Annotated in this window: 12 protein-coding genes and 2 pseudogenes; 8 read left to right on the forward strand and 6 right to left on the reverse strand. The window is 57.8% G+C overall.

Annotated elements, in window-relative coordinates; all coding sequences use genetic code 11:
• Positions 1 to 26 precede the first annotated feature (26 nt).
• The 3 genes and pseudogenes from ACA051_RS16060 to ACA051_RS16070 all read left to right on the forward strand — a co-directional run bounded on the left by ACA051_RS16060 (position 27) and on the right by ACA051_RS16070 (position 2,088).
• Entirely contained in the window at positions 27 to 668 is a 642-nt protein-coding gene (locus tag ACA051_RS16060; protein ID WP_497303057.1) for a DUF1345 domain-containing protein, read from the forward strand.
• Between the two features lie 57 nt (positions 669 to 725).
• A pseudogene (locus ACA051_RS16065) lies at positions 726 to 1,291 on the forward strand (AraC family transcriptional regulator); the annotation flags it as partial.
• A gap of 338 nt (positions 1,292 to 1,629) precedes the next feature.
• Positions 1,630 to 2,088, forward strand: coding sequence for a hypothetical protein (locus ACA051_RS16070; protein ID WP_497303059.1), 459 nt, complete (start codon positions 1,630 to 1,632; stop codon positions 2,086 to 2,088).
• Positions 2,089 to 2,154: 66 nt separating this feature from the next.
• Here ACA051_RS16070 and ACA051_RS16075 read toward each other — a convergent pair whose 3' ends face one another.
• The 3 genes from ACA051_RS16075 to ACA051_RS16085 all read right to left on the reverse strand — a co-directional run bounded on the left by ACA051_RS16075 (position 2,155) and on the right by ACA051_RS16085 (position 8,095).
• Positions 2,155 to 4,656, reverse strand: a complete 2,502-nt coding sequence (locus ACA051_RS16075; protein WP_497370816.1) for an autotransporter outer membrane beta-barrel domain-containing protein — start codon at positions 4,654 to 4,656, stop codon at positions 2,155 to 2,157.
• Positions 4,657 to 4,972: 316 nt separating this feature from the next.
• The gene (locus ACA051_RS16080) at positions 4,973 to 7,096 is read right to left on the reverse strand and encodes a hypothetical protein (RefSeq protein ID WP_497370818.1); all 2,124 of its coding nucleotides are present in this window, start codon (positions 7,094 to 7,096) and stop codon (positions 4,973 to 4,975) included.
• Positions 7,097 to 7,285: 189 nt separating this feature from the next.
• Complete coding sequence (locus ACA051_RS16085) at positions 7,286 to 8,095, reverse strand: hypothetical protein (RefSeq protein WP_497303064.1); 810 nt, start codon at positions 8,093 to 8,095, stop codon at positions 7,286 to 7,288.
• A gap of 236 nt (positions 8,096 to 8,331) precedes the next feature.
• On the opposite strand from ACA051_RS16085, the gene ACA051_RS16090 reads away from it, so the two are divergent.
• The 5 genes from ACA051_RS16090 (at position 8,332) to ACA051_RS16110 (ending at position 13,692) form a co-directional block, all read left to right on the forward strand.
• Positions 8,332 to 9,360, forward strand: a complete 1,029-nt coding sequence (locus ACA051_RS16090) for a LacI family DNA-binding transcriptional regulator (protein ID WP_497303065.1) — start codon at positions 8,332 to 8,334, stop codon at positions 9,358 to 9,360.
• 154 nt (positions 9,361 to 9,514) lie between these two features.
• Entirely contained in the window at positions 9,515 to 10,297 is a 783-nt protein-coding gene (locus ACA051_RS16095; RefSeq protein ID WP_497370820.1) for a sugar phosphate isomerase/epimerase family protein, read from the forward strand.
• On the forward strand, positions 10,290 to 11,327 hold the full coding sequence (locus ACA051_RS16100; RefSeq protein WP_497370822.1) for a sugar kinase: 1,038 nt from the start codon (positions 10,290 to 10,292) through the stop codon (positions 11,325 to 11,327). The genes ACA051_RS16095 and ACA051_RS16100 overlap by 8 nt, the downstream gene beginning before the upstream one ends.
• Before the next feature lie 45 nt (positions 11,328 to 11,372).
• On the forward strand, positions 11,373 to 12,671 hold the full coding sequence (locus ACA051_RS16105; RefSeq protein ID WP_497370824.1) for an MFS transporter: 1,299 nt from the start codon (positions 11,373 to 11,375) through the stop codon (positions 12,669 to 12,671).
• A gap of 22 nt (positions 12,672 to 12,693) precedes the next feature.
• Positions 12,694 to 13,692, forward strand: a complete 999-nt coding sequence (locus ACA051_RS16110; RefSeq protein ID WP_497370826.1) for an NAD(P)-dependent oxidoreductase — start codon at positions 12,694 to 12,696, stop codon at positions 13,690 to 13,692.
• Positions 13,693 to 13,788: 96 nt separating this feature from the next.
• Here the strand turns inward: ACA051_RS16110 and ACA051_RS16115 are convergent, their stop codons facing one another.
• From ACA051_RS16115 to ACA051_RS16125, 3 genes and pseudogenes are all read right to left on the reverse strand, one after another.
• Complete coding sequence (locus ACA051_RS16115) at positions 13,789 to 14,976, reverse strand: pyridoxal phosphate-dependent aminotransferase (RefSeq protein WP_497370828.1); 1,188 nt, start codon at positions 14,974 to 14,976, stop codon at positions 13,789 to 13,791.
• A 43-nt stretch (positions 14,977 to 15,019) separates the two neighbouring features.
• A complete protein-coding gene (locus ACA051_RS16120; RefSeq protein ID WP_497310607.1) occupies positions 15,020 to 15,883 on the reverse strand; it encodes a methyl-accepting chemotaxis protein in 864 nt (287 codons plus the stop codon).
• 39 nt (positions 15,884 to 15,922) lie between these two features.
• Positions 15,923 to 16,645 (reverse strand): annotated as a pseudogene (locus ACA051_RS16125) (MCP four helix bundle domain-containing protein); the annotation flags it as partial.
• Positions 16,646 to 16,722: the final 77 nt, after the last annotated feature.

Raw genomic sequence — 16,722 nt, forward strand, 5'->3', positions numbered from 1 at the left:
TGCAAAGCCCCTGACCGTGAGTCTTCATGCCCTTCCTCGCCCGCAGCCACCCTCGCCTGTCGGCCGCCGCCACCCTCGGTGTTGCGGCAGGCATTCTGGCTCCGGCCGATTCGATCATCAGCAAAATCCTGATTGGCTGGAACATCGGCGTCTGGACTTACCTGATCCTGATGTTCTGGCTCGCCGCCCGCGCCAAGGCCTCGGATGTAAAGCGCATTGCCGAGATCGAAGACGAAAACGCCGGGCTGGTGTTATTCGTGGTGTGCATTGCCGCGCTTGCCAGCCTCGCGACCATCACCTTTGAACTGGCCGGCAGCAAGGACCTGGAAACCACCCACAAGCTCCTGCATTACGGCTTCACCGCGCTGACGGTCATCGGTTCATGGCTGCTGATCGGGGTGATTTTCAGCGTGCATTACGCGCGTCTGTTCTACACCTGGAACGGCAAAGACTTGGCGTTGCGTTTCGCAGAAGGACTGGAAACGCCCAACTATTGGGACTTTCTGTATTTTTCTTTCACCATCGGCGTGGCGGTGCAGACGTCGGATGTGGGCGTGGCGACTCGGAGTATGCGCAAGATTGTGCTGGCGCAATCATTGATCGGTTTTCTGTTCAACACAGCCATTCTCGGGTTCTCGATCAACATCGCAGCCGGGTTGTTTGGCTGACCGCTGCACAAACGTTCTAGTCATCGTTCCCGGCGCGGGCGTTAAATTTGTTAGCATCCGCACAGGCATGACCGCTACCTGGTGGGCGTGACCGAGCAAGGTGTCCAGCAGTTCAATTGCCGGCGTGCCAGGCATCAGAGCACACCGGGCAAGGTGTTTTTGCTTGAGCCGGGGGACATCCACGATGGCGAGGCGCCCACCGAAGCAGGCTTTACCTACCGCATGCTGTACCTCGACCCGCAGTGGTTGCAGCGGGAACTGAGTGCGGTGTTCGAAAATGCGCCCGACAACAGCCAATTGAGTTTCGCCAGCACGTTGTCCAGCGATACGCGACTGGCCCACGCCACCATCCTGGCCTTTCAAGCCCTGCATGGCGGCGAACTGAAGATCGTCCGCCAGACCGCGCCTTCAAGGCCGCCTATGGCTTGGCGCCCCACGCCTATCTGGTGCAATTGCGCCTGGCTTCGGCCCGGCGAATGCTGGCCCGTGGCGAGCAACCAGCTACCGTGGCGATGGAATAGGGCTTTGCCGACCAGAGCCATTTGGGCCGCTGGTTCATCCGGGCTTATGGTTTCACGCCGGCGCTATACCGCAGGCGCTGCTCAAATCTTCCAGACGTTTGACGCAGCCTTTGTGAGGATCAGCTCCCAGGATCATCTACGGAGCCCGCTGTCATGTCCCCCACTTTCCCCATGCGGGCGTATTTCAAAAGAGGCAGGAGCGTGCTGTAGCTTTGTTCAGTCTGGTTGCCGGTCGCGGTATAGCCGCGAGCGGCTATAAGCACATATCAGCAGACATCTAGCACGATCATTTTGTGATTGATTTCACAACTGCCAGCCCTTGTAAACTGTCAACAATGACAGTTTACAACCTGTTCAATAACAGGCTTTTATAGTTCATCCAGGATTAGGGCCGAACATGGCCTTTGGATACCTTACTTACCGTAACGGAGACCGAATCCATGAACGCTGTGATCAAACGCACCAGCTTTGCAGACGGCAACTACGTCACCGCCTCTGCTTTCGCAACTGATAAAGAAGTTCCAGAGTTTATTGCCACATCCCGACTGATCGAGAGGGTCAAAGCGGGCGTAAAACAAACTGAAGCAGTGTTAATTACTGCAATCCACCGGCCAGCCTCAAAAACAAAAGCGAAAAGCTTGCCTGCTCGGGAGCTGCATATCTCCATTCCCGCAGACTTCGCCGCGGGCGAATACGCATTGAAAAGTCGCGACGATGTGAGCTTCAGCTTCAAAGATGCGGACAACACGATCTACGAAGGTATTTCGGGCAGCATCGGGCTGGAAGCGCCCGTGGGAGAACATGTCAAGGGCAGCTTCAAAGTCGACCTCGAATTGCCAGACACCGACGGAAAGACCTTTCTTCTCAAGGGCAACTTTCAGGTACTGAAAGCGGGATAGTCCAATTTGGCATCAACAAAAAGGGCAATAAAAAGGGAAGCCAAAGCTTCCCTTTTTATTTAACACTCAGAACGTGTAATGAGCCCCCATGTTCACGCCAAAGTCCTTAGTGACATTGTCGCCTTTACTGGTATCCAGTTCAGCATGGAGTTGCCAGCGATCATTCAATGTCCACGAGGCCCCTGCCCCGACTTCCAACCGGCGGCCCGACAGGTCATTGTTGAACTTGTTATCGTTGACCCGTACTTCATTGTTTTTCACGAACTCATGAACGAAGGCTGCCCGAATGTGCGGTTGCAGTACGCTACCGTTGGACAGTGTCATACCCCGTCCCAGGGTTACGCCTGCCTTTCCAAGCATGGAACGCGTCGTGTCGGCGTCAGCCTTCAAACCATTATCCAGACTGAAGTCCTTGCCTTGCACGGAGGCTGCTTGCCATTGGGTAAACACTTCTGCGTAATACCCGTCCCTGATGTCGATGTGTTTACCAAACTCGACCGATGCACTCGCGCCCAGGTTGTCGTAATGACCCTTGGTTTGCCTGCCGTCGCTCATCGTCACCTTTGCATCGTTGCGGAAATGATTGAGTTTGGCCACGGTATCCAGGTAGTAGCCGCTATCGCCGAGCCAGGTACCGTATAGGCCGATGGACGTACTATCGATCTCACCGGAACTGCCGAGACTCAAGTCGAGGTTCGACTTACTGTAGCCGGCAAAAACACCCAGCAATACTCGCTCGCCTGCAATCTGTACCGGGGTGTCGACCCCCATGGAAAACCCATACTGATTCTGGGTGTAACCATTACCGTAGGCATTGTTGCTGATGCTGTATTGACTACCGAAAGAGCGGACCCATCCCCCTGTTTGCCCACCGTTGACGCGAAGATCCCCCATCCGGTTGTTCAATAAAACGGTCTCGCCATAGATCACCGTAGGCGCTACGGCGGAAATCGCCATGACCGCACGGGTCGGAGTACTGACTACCGTTTTATCGGGTTGCAGGTACCAGTCATTACCTTCCTTGACCAGGCGGTAAGTAAATGCCCCGACATCGACCCGACCGTTTACGAGGGCGTACTGAGCACTTCCTGCAACGCTCTGCACCACCTTGATCGACGAATCAATGACCGGATCAAGGCCTGTGCTGGACACCCGCAACTGATGATCGCCGGCAGCGCTTTCGGTGACGTTCACCAGACCGCTGATACGCTTGTTGAAATCGGTACCAATCTCAAACGTGCCGCTGCCCGACAGATTGGCCACGTTCAGCTGAAAGTATTCCTGATCCCCTCCAAGCCGCACCCTGCCGCCATTGTTGAGCGTGAGATTGTTAACCGACTGGCTGTCGGTCATTTGCCACAGCGCCTGATTGCTGATGGAGAAGTTGGCTACAGTCACCTGCCCCGTCAAGTTGGCACCGTTATCCAGCGTCAGGCTGGAAACACTTTCAGCGCCAGCCCTGATATTCCCGATCATCACGCTTTGGTTGTTGATCGTTACATTGGCTACATCTTGAAAGTTGCCGTTGACCGTGGATGCGTGATCGACCACCACACTTGAGGCGCCCACCACGTCTCCCGTCATCACGCTCTGATTGTTGATCGTTGCATTGATGACACCTTGAAAATTGCCGGTAACCGTCGATGCATTGTTGACTAACACGTTTGAGGCGCCCAACACATTGCCAGTCATACTGGCGCGATTGTTGAGGGTTGCAGAGGTGACGTTCTGTAAATCACCGGTCAACGACGCATTGTTTTGCAAGGTAACGTTGGCCGAACTGCCTGGCGCAACCACGACGTTGCCAGTCAAGTTACTGTTATCAACCAGAAAACCGGCCGAGGCACCTGGGCCGACTTCAAGAATCGTATTGTTACCCGCGATCAGGCTCGAACCATTGCGTACTTCGATGTTGGCCACGGTGGGGAAATTCGGCGCATTGATGCCGACAACAATGGCCGAACCACTCTTGCCCTCTACCCGAGTTCTGTCCAGCACGATCGTTGTTGGAATGATCGCTGATGCCTGTGTGTCAGTCCCCACGGTCAAGCCGTTTCGACCACCGGTAATCGTGCTACCGCTGGCAGACAACGCACCCTCGAGCAAACGAATCCCAAAACTGTTGGCGCCCGTCCCTTCTACGGTCGAATTCTGAACGTTGATTTCACTGAAACGGTTACCCGCAATCCCGCCTTGCAAGCCTCGAACAACAGACTGGTCACGCAGGGTTACTGTAGAACCGCCGACACTTGAGACTCCACGCACGGCCGACATGCCGATGCCCGAAACACTGGTGACCGTTGAATTGCTCAGCGTGGCGTTGGCGTTGGTCAGGAAAATACCCTGGGCAAAACCACCTTCGCCTGCAGAGGTGGTGCTCGAGTTAGTCAAGTTGATCGTTCCTCCCGCAGAACTGGTGATACCGAGCGTTGCGGCACCGGAACCGATCAGTGTGGCGTTGGCTTCTAATTGCCAGTTTTCGAGAGGAGTATTGGAGTCGATAGACTGGCTGGTGCCCGTTGGAACGGTGGCACCCTGAACCAATGAAGAATTTAATACGAGGGACATAAACGAAAATGTCCAGAGGCCGATCGATTGTTTTGAGAATGGAAGTTGCGTCTTTGACCACATAGTTAAGTCCTACTCGATTGCATTCCGTCAGGAACGAGTTTCCGACTCAAACAGTGCGCGAGCCGGACTGAAACGGCCGCCAGACTACGGTCTACCTGTCCAGCTATATGTAGGAAAAATCTCTTTGCATGTACGACTTATCCATTTTTGTTGTGCGAGGCTCCGTATCAGGACGTACAACACTTCACCTCCATTGATGAAGACGACAACCAGTGCCGCCTCCATCAGTAGGAAGATTTACTTGAAGTATCGATTAAGGAGTTGGCTCAGGACGCTCCTGCTCGCAATACACCAGGCTTGAGTTCAAAAGCGCAACAGGCACTATGACTGCAGACTTAATCCCGTTAACCGTATATTCGATATTCGCATAGCGGGTTGGAGGACGTGTGCCCGTAGCTGGCAACTGGATCGTCCTGATCGCCGTGTAGTTTGTCAGCCTGAACTCCAGGTCCCCGGTCGGCGGCATGGTCGCCGTGGCGGTGATGCGTGTATTCGGGATGGCAGCCCCCCCCACCGCGTTGGTTACCCGGCCTTCAAACACCAGATCCACCGTGGCACCGGTCGGGATATTGGCATCGCGCCGGATCCTGATCCGCAGTTGGCGCGGTTGATAAGGCGGCATGGGGCCATTGGCCACTTGCGGGTGGTTGAGGCTTGGACAGTTGATGCTGGTAACGACGCGCTCCGGCACCAACGCAGTTGCCGACCGGAAGGCTGAAACAATAATTTGAGGTGCCGGCAAATTGATCACGATCGCGGTCACGTCGACTTTTGTCGTGACCTGCTGCTTCATCACATTATCGCTGCCAGGGTACCCGACGGTTATATATGCCTCTCTGGCGTCACCGCCTGCGACAGTGCCGTTACCCTCAACCCGAATCGTTTCCCAAGGCAATGTGGTTGTGACGGTTGTATCGCCCACTCGCACAGGTACCGGATCGCCAACCTGTTTGCCCTGGTAATAGAACGTTACAATTTCCCTGCCCGTTACTGGGCGACTGGCGTCAACCCATACTGGCCAGTTCATGGTCGCCGGCAGCCCTGCCTGTGCCGGACCAAGTGTGTTAGGAGGCGGCGTTGTACCTGCGCCCTGAACCACCACTGGCCGAATATTAGGGTTTTCCAGTTCCGGCAGATTCGGTTGTTCCGGTCCGGCATAAGCCAAGTCTGTTACGCCAAATGCGGACGGCGAGACCGGATTGGGCGTGATGGTAGGGCGAAACAGTTCAAACCAGTATTCGAACTCCACTTCGTCGGCCCCATTGGGGTCTCCAAAAAGCTGGGCAAAAATGTCGTATTCCAGTTCGAACCTGAGTGGGCCTGGGGTGCCCGCGGGTGGAATTACTTGCTCAGGCAAGTTGATCGGTGCGCCGGCTTCGTTTGAGGTGATGTACGGGATGATTCGGTCACCGGGTAACGAGTTAAGTGGATGCTGGATTTCCATGATGGCTTTGGTCGGCGAGGCCACCGTCAGGAAAGTGATCGGTACACGGCCGTCGGTACCGGTGACGGGGATTTTCGGTGCTTCGAGTACCGGTGCCGGTGTCTTGACCCGTCTGAACATAGTGGTAATAGGCGAGTTGTTGCTGATGTTCCCTGGTGCATCTGTAATGTTGTAGGCGTAAAAGTACGTGCCCTCGTCCAAGGCAGTCAGAAACGCAAGTGGAATATTGATTGCGCCCCCAACGGGCAGAGGGAAGCCTGCTACGGCGGCTGGTTGGCCCTGCATCAATGAAAAAGTAGTTTGTGTCGAAATATAGAAGTTGAGCCTGTCGAGGCCCGCTTCAAATTTTTGATAAGCGGTGGGAATGATCAGATTCAATCCATTGGCGTTGGCTGGATCATTCAACCAATTATCGTCGATGACGGCAGGAAAGGTAGGCCCCAAGACCAGCACAGGAGGCCTGTTGCCCGTACCGTTAGGCCCGCCTGGTTGTCGTTGATAAGCCGCCGTCAAGTCGACCAGAACGTCGGCAAACGGACCGGAGGTATCACTGTTATCGAAAGCGTCATAAATAATGAATGCCAGCTGATAAGCCGTGTACTCGCCATTTATGTCGAATCGCTCGCTCAGTCTATCGACAGATACATCGAACGTGATTGGGTATGTCCAGTCGCCTCCGGGCTGGTTGGCTTTTAATTGGGTTGCGACGACAAAAGTGGGATCGAATTCGACAGGGGTTTGACCTCTCGGAAACAAATGCAGTTCGACTCTAGCGCCGCCGTCTGGGCTCTTATCGTCAATATCGGCCAACTGCACCTTGATGAGTCGGTCTTCTCTTAATTGCTTATACGTCAGGCGATTATCCGGCAGTATGTCGAGAACGGTCGGTGGTAGAGCCAGAACACCGCCACCTGTTTTAACCTGCATATTCATTTTCGTATACCCCATCGATGAGTTAGATTATTGACCCACACACGTAATTGCCCGATAGAGAACCGCGCGACTGCTGACTGCATGCTCCGAGTATCAGGGAGTTACCCCTGAACTAAAATCCGGCACTGACGTCTTTCAACTTAAAACGCTGTTAAACACTTACAACTATTGCAGTCCCCTCAAATTACATCAGGGACCACAAAATGCTGACTCCCCGGAAATGACGCGGTCGATTTTTACCAACCCCGCGGCAGACTTTCCCATTGGGACGTTATTACGATAAAGGGAGTATCTGACCAAGGCCGAACCGAGCCCATCAATGGGCTTTATAAGTCTGTTGTACCGCATGAGTATGAAGTAGAAACCATCGACAGCCTCTTGCTCGGTCAACCGCTTGGTGAAACGAGTGAATGTATTCGGAATGGCGTCGACTCCGTTCAGCTTCCTGAAAGACTCCCAATCCAGAAAGCACTGGTCACCCCCTTTAAACTTGCCCGGTTGTCGCGGTATAAAAACTTGAATCCGCTGCCACATAGGCGGCATTGTTTTGCAATTGAGGTAACCCCAGAGAGTGGCATTGGGGAAAACCGGTTCCTTCAGGTTGATTGGAACCGGACGTCTTAAAGTGAAACGTTGTGGCAACGAAGTGTCTTCGTTTCCGTTATCTCCCAGTGTCACCCGATACCGGAGGCTGATTTCGCCAACGCGTTGAAGATACTGTGCCGGCAAATGGAACCGTGGGGGGATGGTTACAGGAACCAAAAAAGAATTGCTGTAGAAAAGCGTTTCAACCGTAACACCAGGTTCGAGCACCCAAATTTCCAACAAGTCGGATTTGCCGACCCCTTCGGATGGAAATTCCCACAGAGGGATGTTCAGGTAGACACCATTTGTTGAAGCGTCTGGAGGCAACAGAGCTTCCGGGTCGTTTGGATCCACCCCCTCTACGGTGAACCGGGAGGCAAGTACTCCAATTCCGCCACTATTTGTTGAAGCCATCTTTTGCTCCCGAGTTCGGAATTTTCCTGCACGACTGGAAGAAATTAGACCCGCTTATTTCGTACCCGCCTACTGTCAGATCTGACAGGTATTCAGACCGTTTGTCGGAATCTCTGTGCGTTGCGCACCATGCGGCAAAAATGCCTTGCTTGACGGGCGACCATTAATGGAGTCTTCTGAAACCGGTTTCAGCAATAAGCGTTTGAACCTGACAATAACAATAGAAAGGTCGTCCCTTGAACGATTTCTCCGCCGCCCAGCGCAGCCGCGTCACCATGCTCGACGTCGCCGAACACGCCGGCGTCTCCAAGGCCAGCGTCTCGCGCTTCATCGGCGATGACCGCGCCCTGCTCTCCGATGCCATTGCCTTGCGCATCGAGCAGGCGATTGCCCAACTCGGCTATCGCCCCAACCAGATGGCCCGCGGCCTTAAACGTGGCCGCACTCGCCTGATCGGCATGCTGGTGGCCGATATCCGTAACCCTTATTCGATTGCCGTGATGCACGGGGTGGAAACCGCCTGCCGTCAGCACGGTTACAGCCTGGTGGTGTGCAACACCGATCGCGATGACGAGCAGGAACGCCAGCACCTGGCGTTGCTGCGCTCGTACAACATCGAAGGCTTGATCGTGAACACCCTGGGCCACCACCGCGATGAGTTGCGCGAACTGCATCGGGAGATGCCGATGGTGTTGGTGGATCGCAAGGTCGAGCAGCTTGAGAGTGATCTGGTCGGTCTGGACAACCCGGCCGCCGTTGAAATGGCCATCGCCCACTTGCAGGAACGCGGCTATCGCGACGTATTGATGGTGACTGAACCATTTGACGGCACCAGCTCGCGGATTGAGCGGGTCAGCAGTTTCAAGGCGCAGATCCGGCAGCGTCCGACGCTGGCCGGTGCGGTGGTGGAAACCGGTAGCGAGCTGACTGCGCAGTTGAAAACCTTCCTGGACACCCCCGGCCCTGGTCCGAAAGCGTTGTTCTGTGCCAATGGCATTGCGGCATTGGCCGCCACCCATGCCTTGCGTGAGTTGCAGTGCGATCTGTTCGAGGATGTCGGGCTGATCGCTTTGGATGATCTGGATTGGTATCCGCTGGTGGGCAGCGGGATAACGGCGCTGGCCCAGCCTACGGCGGAGATGGGCGCGAGTGCGTTTGAGTGTTTGCTCAAGCGATTGCGCGGGGATGACGGGCCAGTGCGGACGATGGATTTTTCGGCGCGGTTGATGGTGCGGGGGTCGACGGCGTTGCGTGTTTCAGTTTGAGAACGCCTTCGCGGGCAAGCCTCGCTCCTACAAGGGCACCGCATCCCCCTGTAGGAGCGAGGCTTGCCCGCGAAGTGGCCCTGAAAAACACCACATCACTCAAGCATCCCTTTTTTTTGAACAAAAATGAAACCGGTTTCAGAGGTGCAAAACAATGAATAAACCACCCGTTTCCATCAGCCTGTCGAGCTACGGCGCCGATCTGGTCCGCCAACGCGGCCAAGGCAGTTTTATCGAGTTGTTGGCGGCTGCCGGTGCCACGCGCATTGAATGGCGCGAAGAGTTGCTGACCGATGAAAACCCGCTGCAACTGGCCGACGCCACTCAGTCACATGGCCTGGAAAGCATCTATTCCTCACCGATAGAACTGTGGCAGGCCGGCCAGTCGAAACCCAATCCTCAATTGCTCACCACCCTCCAGCGCGCCGAAACGTTCGGCGCCAAATGGCTGAAAGTTTCTTTGGGCTACTTCACTGACAACAACGACTTGCAAACCTTGAGCCGGATCCTCGCGCAAAGCCCGATGCAGCTGCTGGTGGAAAACGACCAGACGCTGCACGGCGGTCGTATCGAGCCGTTCCAACGTTTCTTCGGCGAGGTCGAGCAACACCGACTGCCGATCAAAATGACCTTCGACATCGGCAACTGGCAATGGCAGGACCAGTCCGCCGCCAGCGCTGCGCGGCTGCTCGGTCGGCATGTCGGCTACGTGCATTGCAAAGCCGTTGCGCGCCGGGCCGACGGCAAACTGGTCGCCATCCCGCCGGCTACCAGCGATGTGCACCTGTGGGAACAACTGTTGCGCCACATGGCTCAAGGCGTTATGCGCGCGGCGGAATATCCGCTGCAAGGCGATGACCTGGTGCAGTTGACCACCGACCATGTCGCCACCCTCGCCCGCCTCGGTCAATCCCGCCTGGAGAGTGCCCATGTCTGAGTTCGATATCCTCTCGTTCGGCGAAACCATGGCCATGTTTGTCGCTGAACAGAACGGTGATCTGTCAACCGTCGGCCAATTCCACAAGCGCATTGCCGGTGCGGACAGCAACGTCGCGATCGGCCTGTCGCGGCTGGGATTCAACGTGGCGTGGCTGAGCCGGGTCGGTGCCGATTCGCTGGGGCGGTTTGTCGTCGACACACTGGAAAAAGAAGGCCTGGACTGCAGCCATGTCGACATCGACCCGGCACATCCGACCGGGTTTCAGCTCAAGTCCCGTACCGACGATGGCAGCGATCCGGCGGTTGAGTATTTCCGTCGCGGTTCGGCGGCGAGTCATTTGTCGGTGCAATCGATCGCCCCGTCGTTGCTCAACGCGCGACATCTGCACGCCACCGGCATTCCTCCGGCGCTGTCTGCGTCTGCCCGGGAAATGTCCTTCGAGTTGATGACCCGAATGCGCACTGCCGGGCGCAGCGTGTCCTTCGACCCGAACCTGCGACCGAGCCTGTGGGCCAGCGAGCAACTGATGATCAGCGAGATCAACCGCCTCGCCGCCCTCGCCCATTGGGTGCTGCCGGGGTTGAGTGAAGGCCGTTTGCTGACCGGGTTTGACGACCCGGCGGACATTGCGGCGTTTTATCTCGATCAGGGTGCAGAAGCGGTGGCAATCAAGCTCGGGCCGCATGGCGCGTATTACCGCACGCAGCTGGATCAGGGTTTTGTCGCCGGCGTGCCGGTGGCAACGGTGGTCGACACGGTTGGGGCTGGCGATGGCTTTGCCGTCGGGATGATCAGCGCCTTGCTCGAAAACCACAGCTTCGCCGATGCCGTGCAGCGGGCCAACTGGATTGGCAGCCGTGCGGTACAGAGTCGGGGGGATATGGAGGGGTTGCCGACCCGACTTGAAATGTCCGTCGAGTTTGAGACCGCTGTTCTCGGGCAAGCCTCGCTCCTCCAGGGCAGCGGCGCTCTTGTAGGAGCGCGGCTTGCCCGCGAAGAGGCCCGCACAGTCACTGAAGATTTTTGACCCGTTACCTGCTGCGACAAAAACAACAAGCTCAGGAGCACCACCATGAAAACCGCCTCACTCGCCACCCGCCGCTGGTGGTACATCATGCCCATCGTTTTCATCACCTACAGCCTGGCGTATCTGGACCGCGCCAATTACGGCTTCGCGGCCGCCTCCGGGATGGCCGCCGACCTGATGATCACGCCCGGCCTGTCTTCAATGCTCGGCGCGCTGTTTTTCCTCGGTTACTTTTTCTTCCAGGTGCCGGGCGCGATCTATGCACAGAAGCACAGCGTCAAGAAGCTGATTTTCGTCAGCCTGATTCTCTGGGGCGGCTTGGCCACACTGACTGGCATCGTATCCAACGCCTATTGGCTGATCGTGATTCGCTTCATGCTTGGCGTGGTCGAAGCTGCGGTAATGCCAGCGATGCTGGTGTATCTGTGCCACTGGTTCACCCGTGCCGAACGCTCCCGGGCCAATACCTTCCTGATCCTCGGCAACCCGGTGACCATGCTCTGGATGTCGGTGGTGTCAGGTTATCTGGTGCAGCATTACAGCTGGCGCTGGATGTTCATCATCGAAGGGTTGCCGGCGGTGCTCTGGGCGTTTATCTGGTGGCGTCTGGCCGATGACCGTCCGGCCCAGGCCAAGTGGCTGACCGACCAGGAAAAGCATGACCTGGAAAGCGCCCTCGCCGCCGAACAGGTCGGTATCAAAGCGGTGAAAAACTACGCCGAAGCCTTCCGCTCGCCGAAAGTGATCATCCTCGCGCTGCAGTTTTTCTGCTGGAGCATCGGTGTCTACGGTTTCGTATTGTGGCTGCCGTCGATCCTCAAGGCCGGTGCGCAGATGGACATGATCGAAGCCGGCTGGCTCTCGGCGCTGCCGTATCTGGCGGCGGTGATCGGCATGCTGCTGGTGTCCTGGGGCTCGGACAAACTGCAGAAGCGCAAACGCTTCGTCTGGCCGCCGCTGTTGATTGCCTCGATTGCGTTCTACGGTTCCTACGCCTTGGGCGCCGAACATTTCTGGTGGTCCTACACCCTGCTGGTGATCGCCGGTGCCTGCATGTATGCGCCTTACGGACCGTTTTTCGCCATCGTTCCGGAAATCCTCCCGGCCAACGTTGCGGGCGGGGCCATGGCGCTGATCAACAGCATGGGCGCGCTGGGTTCGTTTGGCGGTTCCTATCTGGTTGGCTACCTGAACAGCTCCACCGGCTCGCCCGGCGCTTCTTACTTGTTGATGAGCGGCGCGTTGATGCTCTCGGTGGTGTTGACGATTTTCCTCAAGCCCGGCGCCAGTGACCGGGTCGTGACCAAGGCCGCTGCGCCACGGCCAGTGACGGCTCACCCTTGAATTTGAAGTTGAGAAGATGACGATGAAAAAGCAGGTCGTGCTGTACAAGAAACTCTCGCCGCTGTTGATGGCTCGCCTGCATGAGCACACCGACGTGACACTGATCGACAACCTCAACCCGGAGGGCATCGAACAACTGCGCGCCGCCCTGCCCCGTGCCCACGGCTTGCTCGGCGCGAGTCTGAAGCTGGACGCCGAATTGCTCGATCTGGCGCCCGATCTGCGGGCCATCGCCAGCGTCTCCGTGGGCGTCGACAACTACGACATCGATTACCTGACCGAGCGGCGCATCCTGCTCAGCAATACGCCCGACGTGCTGACGGAAACCACGGCGGACACGGGGTTTGCGCTGATTCTGGCGACAGCCCGGCGGGTGGTGGAGCTGGCGAATAGGGTTCGTGCCGGTCAGTGGAACCGAAACATCGGCCCGGTGCATTTCGGCACCGACGTGCACGGCAAGACCCTGGGCATCATCGGCATGGGGCGGATTGGCGAGGCGTTGGCCCAGCGCGGCCATTTTGGCTTTGGCATGCCGGTGATCTATCACAGCCACTCAGCGAAACCGGCGGTTGAGCAACGCTTCAATGCTCAGTACCGCAGCCTGGCGGAGCTGTTGCAACAGGCCGATTTCATTTGCCTGACTTTGCCGCTGACGGCTGAGACCGAAGGGTTGATCGGCGCTGAGGAATTTGCCTTGATGCGCCCCGAGAGCATCTTCATCAATATTTCCCGGGGCAAAGTGGTGGATGAAGCGGCGCTGATTGAAGCGCTGCGCGCGGGGCAGATTCGTGCTGCGGGGCTGGATGTGTTCGAGCATGAGCCGCTTAATCTTGATTCGGCGTTGTTAAAGCTGAACAACGTGGTAGCGACGCCGCATATCGGGTCGGCGACGCATGAGACGCGGGAGGCGATGGCCAGGTGTGCGGTGGATAATCTGCTGATGGCGTTGGCTGGGGAGCGGCCGAAGAATCTGGTGAATGTCGGGGCGTGGTCCGGGCGTCAGGATTTCGGCGTCTGTTAGTCAGCCTTCGCGGGCAAGCCTCGCTCCTGCGGGTTTCGCCGATCCTGTAGGAACGAGGCTTGCCCGCGAAGAGGCCGGCACTCACACACAAAACTGTCAGGCCCGCCGCGCTTCCAGCAAATCCGCCGCACACAAGGCAATCCGCCGGCAGGCATCCGCCAGTTTCACTTGATCCACCACCAACCCGATGCGGATATGCCCCGCCGCACTCGGCCCGAACGCCTCCCCCGCCAGTACCGAAACGCCATACCCTTCGAGTAAACGCTCGGCGAAGCCTTGGGCGCACAGTCCGGTCGGCCGTACATCCACCATCACAAACATCCCGCCATCCGGCCGGATCGGGCGAATCCCCGGGCAACCACTCAACCTGGCGCACACCAGATCGCGACGCAGGCGATATTCCTCACGCATCAGCGCCACTTCCGGCAGGTCGTCATCCAGCGCCACTTGCGCGGCTTTCTGCACAAAATCGGGAATGCCGAACAGCATGCACAACGACAAATGCACCAGGTGCTCGGCCAGCATTTTCGGGCCGATGGACCAACCCACGCGCCAGCCGCTCATGGCGTGGGACTTGGACAGGCTATTGACGGTCGCGGTGCGCTCGGCCATGCCTGGCAGGCTTGCCGGGCTGATGTGTTCGCCCTCGAACAAAAGATCGCTGTAGACCTCGTCACTGACCAGCCACAGATCATGGCGCACGCACAACGCCGCCAGCGCTTGCCAGGTCTTCAAGGACAGGCTTGCACCCGACGGATTGTTCGGACTGTTGAGCAACAGGACGCGGGTTTTCGGCGTAATCAGCGCCGCCACATCTGCCGGGTCAACGCGAAAGCCGTTCTCCGGCCGCACCGCCACCGGCACCACCTTGGCCGCGCAAGCGCCGAACACGCCTTCATAGGTCACGTACATCGGTTCGGCGACGATCACCTCATCGCCGGGATCGAGCAGGCATTGCGCAACCGAATACACCGCACACTGCGCCCCCGGAAACACGATCACATGATCGGCGTCCACCGCCTGACCACTTCGCTGTCGATGGCGGCGCGCGATGCTGCTGCTCAATCCGCGACTGCCGCGCACCTCCGGGTAGTGCGTGTCACCGGCCCGCAAGCTGTCGATGGCCGCCTGCACGATGGGCGGCGGCGTGTCGAAATCCGGATCGCCGATCGACAACAGCAGCACATCGATTCCTTGCTCGCGCAGTTCCAGCGCTCGGTCATGAATCTGCCAGGCTGCCGCTCCATCGCCGGCGATTCGTTGCGTCAAGGCTGAATAGCGCATGTGTTTCTCCTGTCGCGCGCGGACTCCCAGTCTCAACCCTATCTCAAATCACGAAACGCGCCACCATCGCATTCAAATCGACCGCCAGGCGTGACAGTTCATGGGTCGCGGCGCTGGTCTGATTGGCACCCGCGGCGGACTGAGTGGCGAGGTCGCGGATGTTCACCAGGTTGCGGTCGACTTCGCGGGACACCTGCGCCTGTTCTTCCGACGCGCTGGCGATCACCAGGTTGCGTTCGTTGATCAAGTGGATCGATTGGGTGATTTGTTCCAGTGCCACACCAGCGGCGCGGGCCATCTCCAACGTGCTCTGGGTGCGCTGATTGCTTTGCTGCATCGACGAGACGGCTTCGCCCGTGCCGTTCTGGATGCCGGCGACCATTTTTTCGATTTCCTGCGTCGATTGCGCGGTGCGATGGGCCAGGGCCCGGACTTCGTCCGCCACCACGGCAAAACCACGTCCGGCTTCACCGGCGCGGGCCGCTTCGATCGCCGCGTTGAGCGCCAACAGGTTGGTCTGTTCAGCGATGGCACGGATCACGTCCAGCACTTTGCCGATGTCGCGGCCCTGAGCGGCCAGGCCTTCAATCATCAACGAAGTGTTTTGCACGTCATGGGTCATGGTCTGGATCGCGTCGACGGTTTCCACCACGCGGTCACGGCCTTCGCGGGCGGCCTGGGTCGACTGGTTCGAGGCTTCGGAGGTCGACACGGCGTTGCGCGCAACCTCTTCCACGGCGGCGGTCATTTCGTTGACCGCCGTGGCGGCTTGTTCGATTTCGTTGTTCTGTTGTTGCAGGCCGCGCGACGCTTCCTGGGTCACGGTGCTCAATTCTTCAGCAGCGGCCCCCAGTTGCGTCGCCGAACCGGCGATCTGTTCGATGGTTCTGCGCAGGTTGTCTTGCATGACGGACAAGGCACCGAGCAAGCGCGCCGGTTCGTCCTTGCCGTCGATCTCGATGGGTTTAGTCAGGTTGCCACCGGCAATGGTTTCGGCCGCCTGCACTGCGCGATTTAGCGGCGTGACGATGCTGCGGGTCAGCAGCCAGGCCAGCAGCACAGTCATGAGCGAAGCGACCACCGACACCGCAATGATGCCGTTCACGGCGGTGTTGTAATTTTCTTCCGCGATAACACCGGCGGCCTTGGCGCCATCCTGGTTGTACGCCACCAGTTTATTGAGCTGTTCGCCCATCTGGTCGGTACCTTCCTTGATCCGCGTATTGATCAAGGTGCGCATCTCCTCCACCTTGTTCTGGCGCGACAGGTCCAGCATCTCGCGTTGCGCTTGCATGTATTTATCCAGCGTCGCGCTGAATACCTTATACAGCGCCGCTTCGTCCGGGCCCGCCGGCAACTCGGCATAGCTGGCCTGGGCCTTGCGCGCCTTGTCGGTGAGCACGGCAATCCGGGTTTCAGCTTCCTGCAAACTGGCCGGCTCGCGGTTGACCAGAATCCGGAACGACAAGATGCGCATGCGCAGGATGTTTTCGGTGACATTGCCCAAGAAGCCGACGCTGGGCAGTTGGGTACTGCCCATGTCGATCGAGGACTGGCGGATGATCGACATGCGATTGACCGCAAACACACCCAGAACGATGACAAGCAAGGCAATGAAGGCAAACCCCAAGAAGGCTCGAGGTGCGATATTCAGATTACGCAGGGACATAGGACGATACTCGGGTGATTGAGTCGGCGAGCGTCCTTGCGGTGATGGCGGAGTGGCGGGCGTTGGGGCACGCACGA

It is taken from the genome of Pseudomonas sp. LBUM1669 (assembly GCF_059695705.1).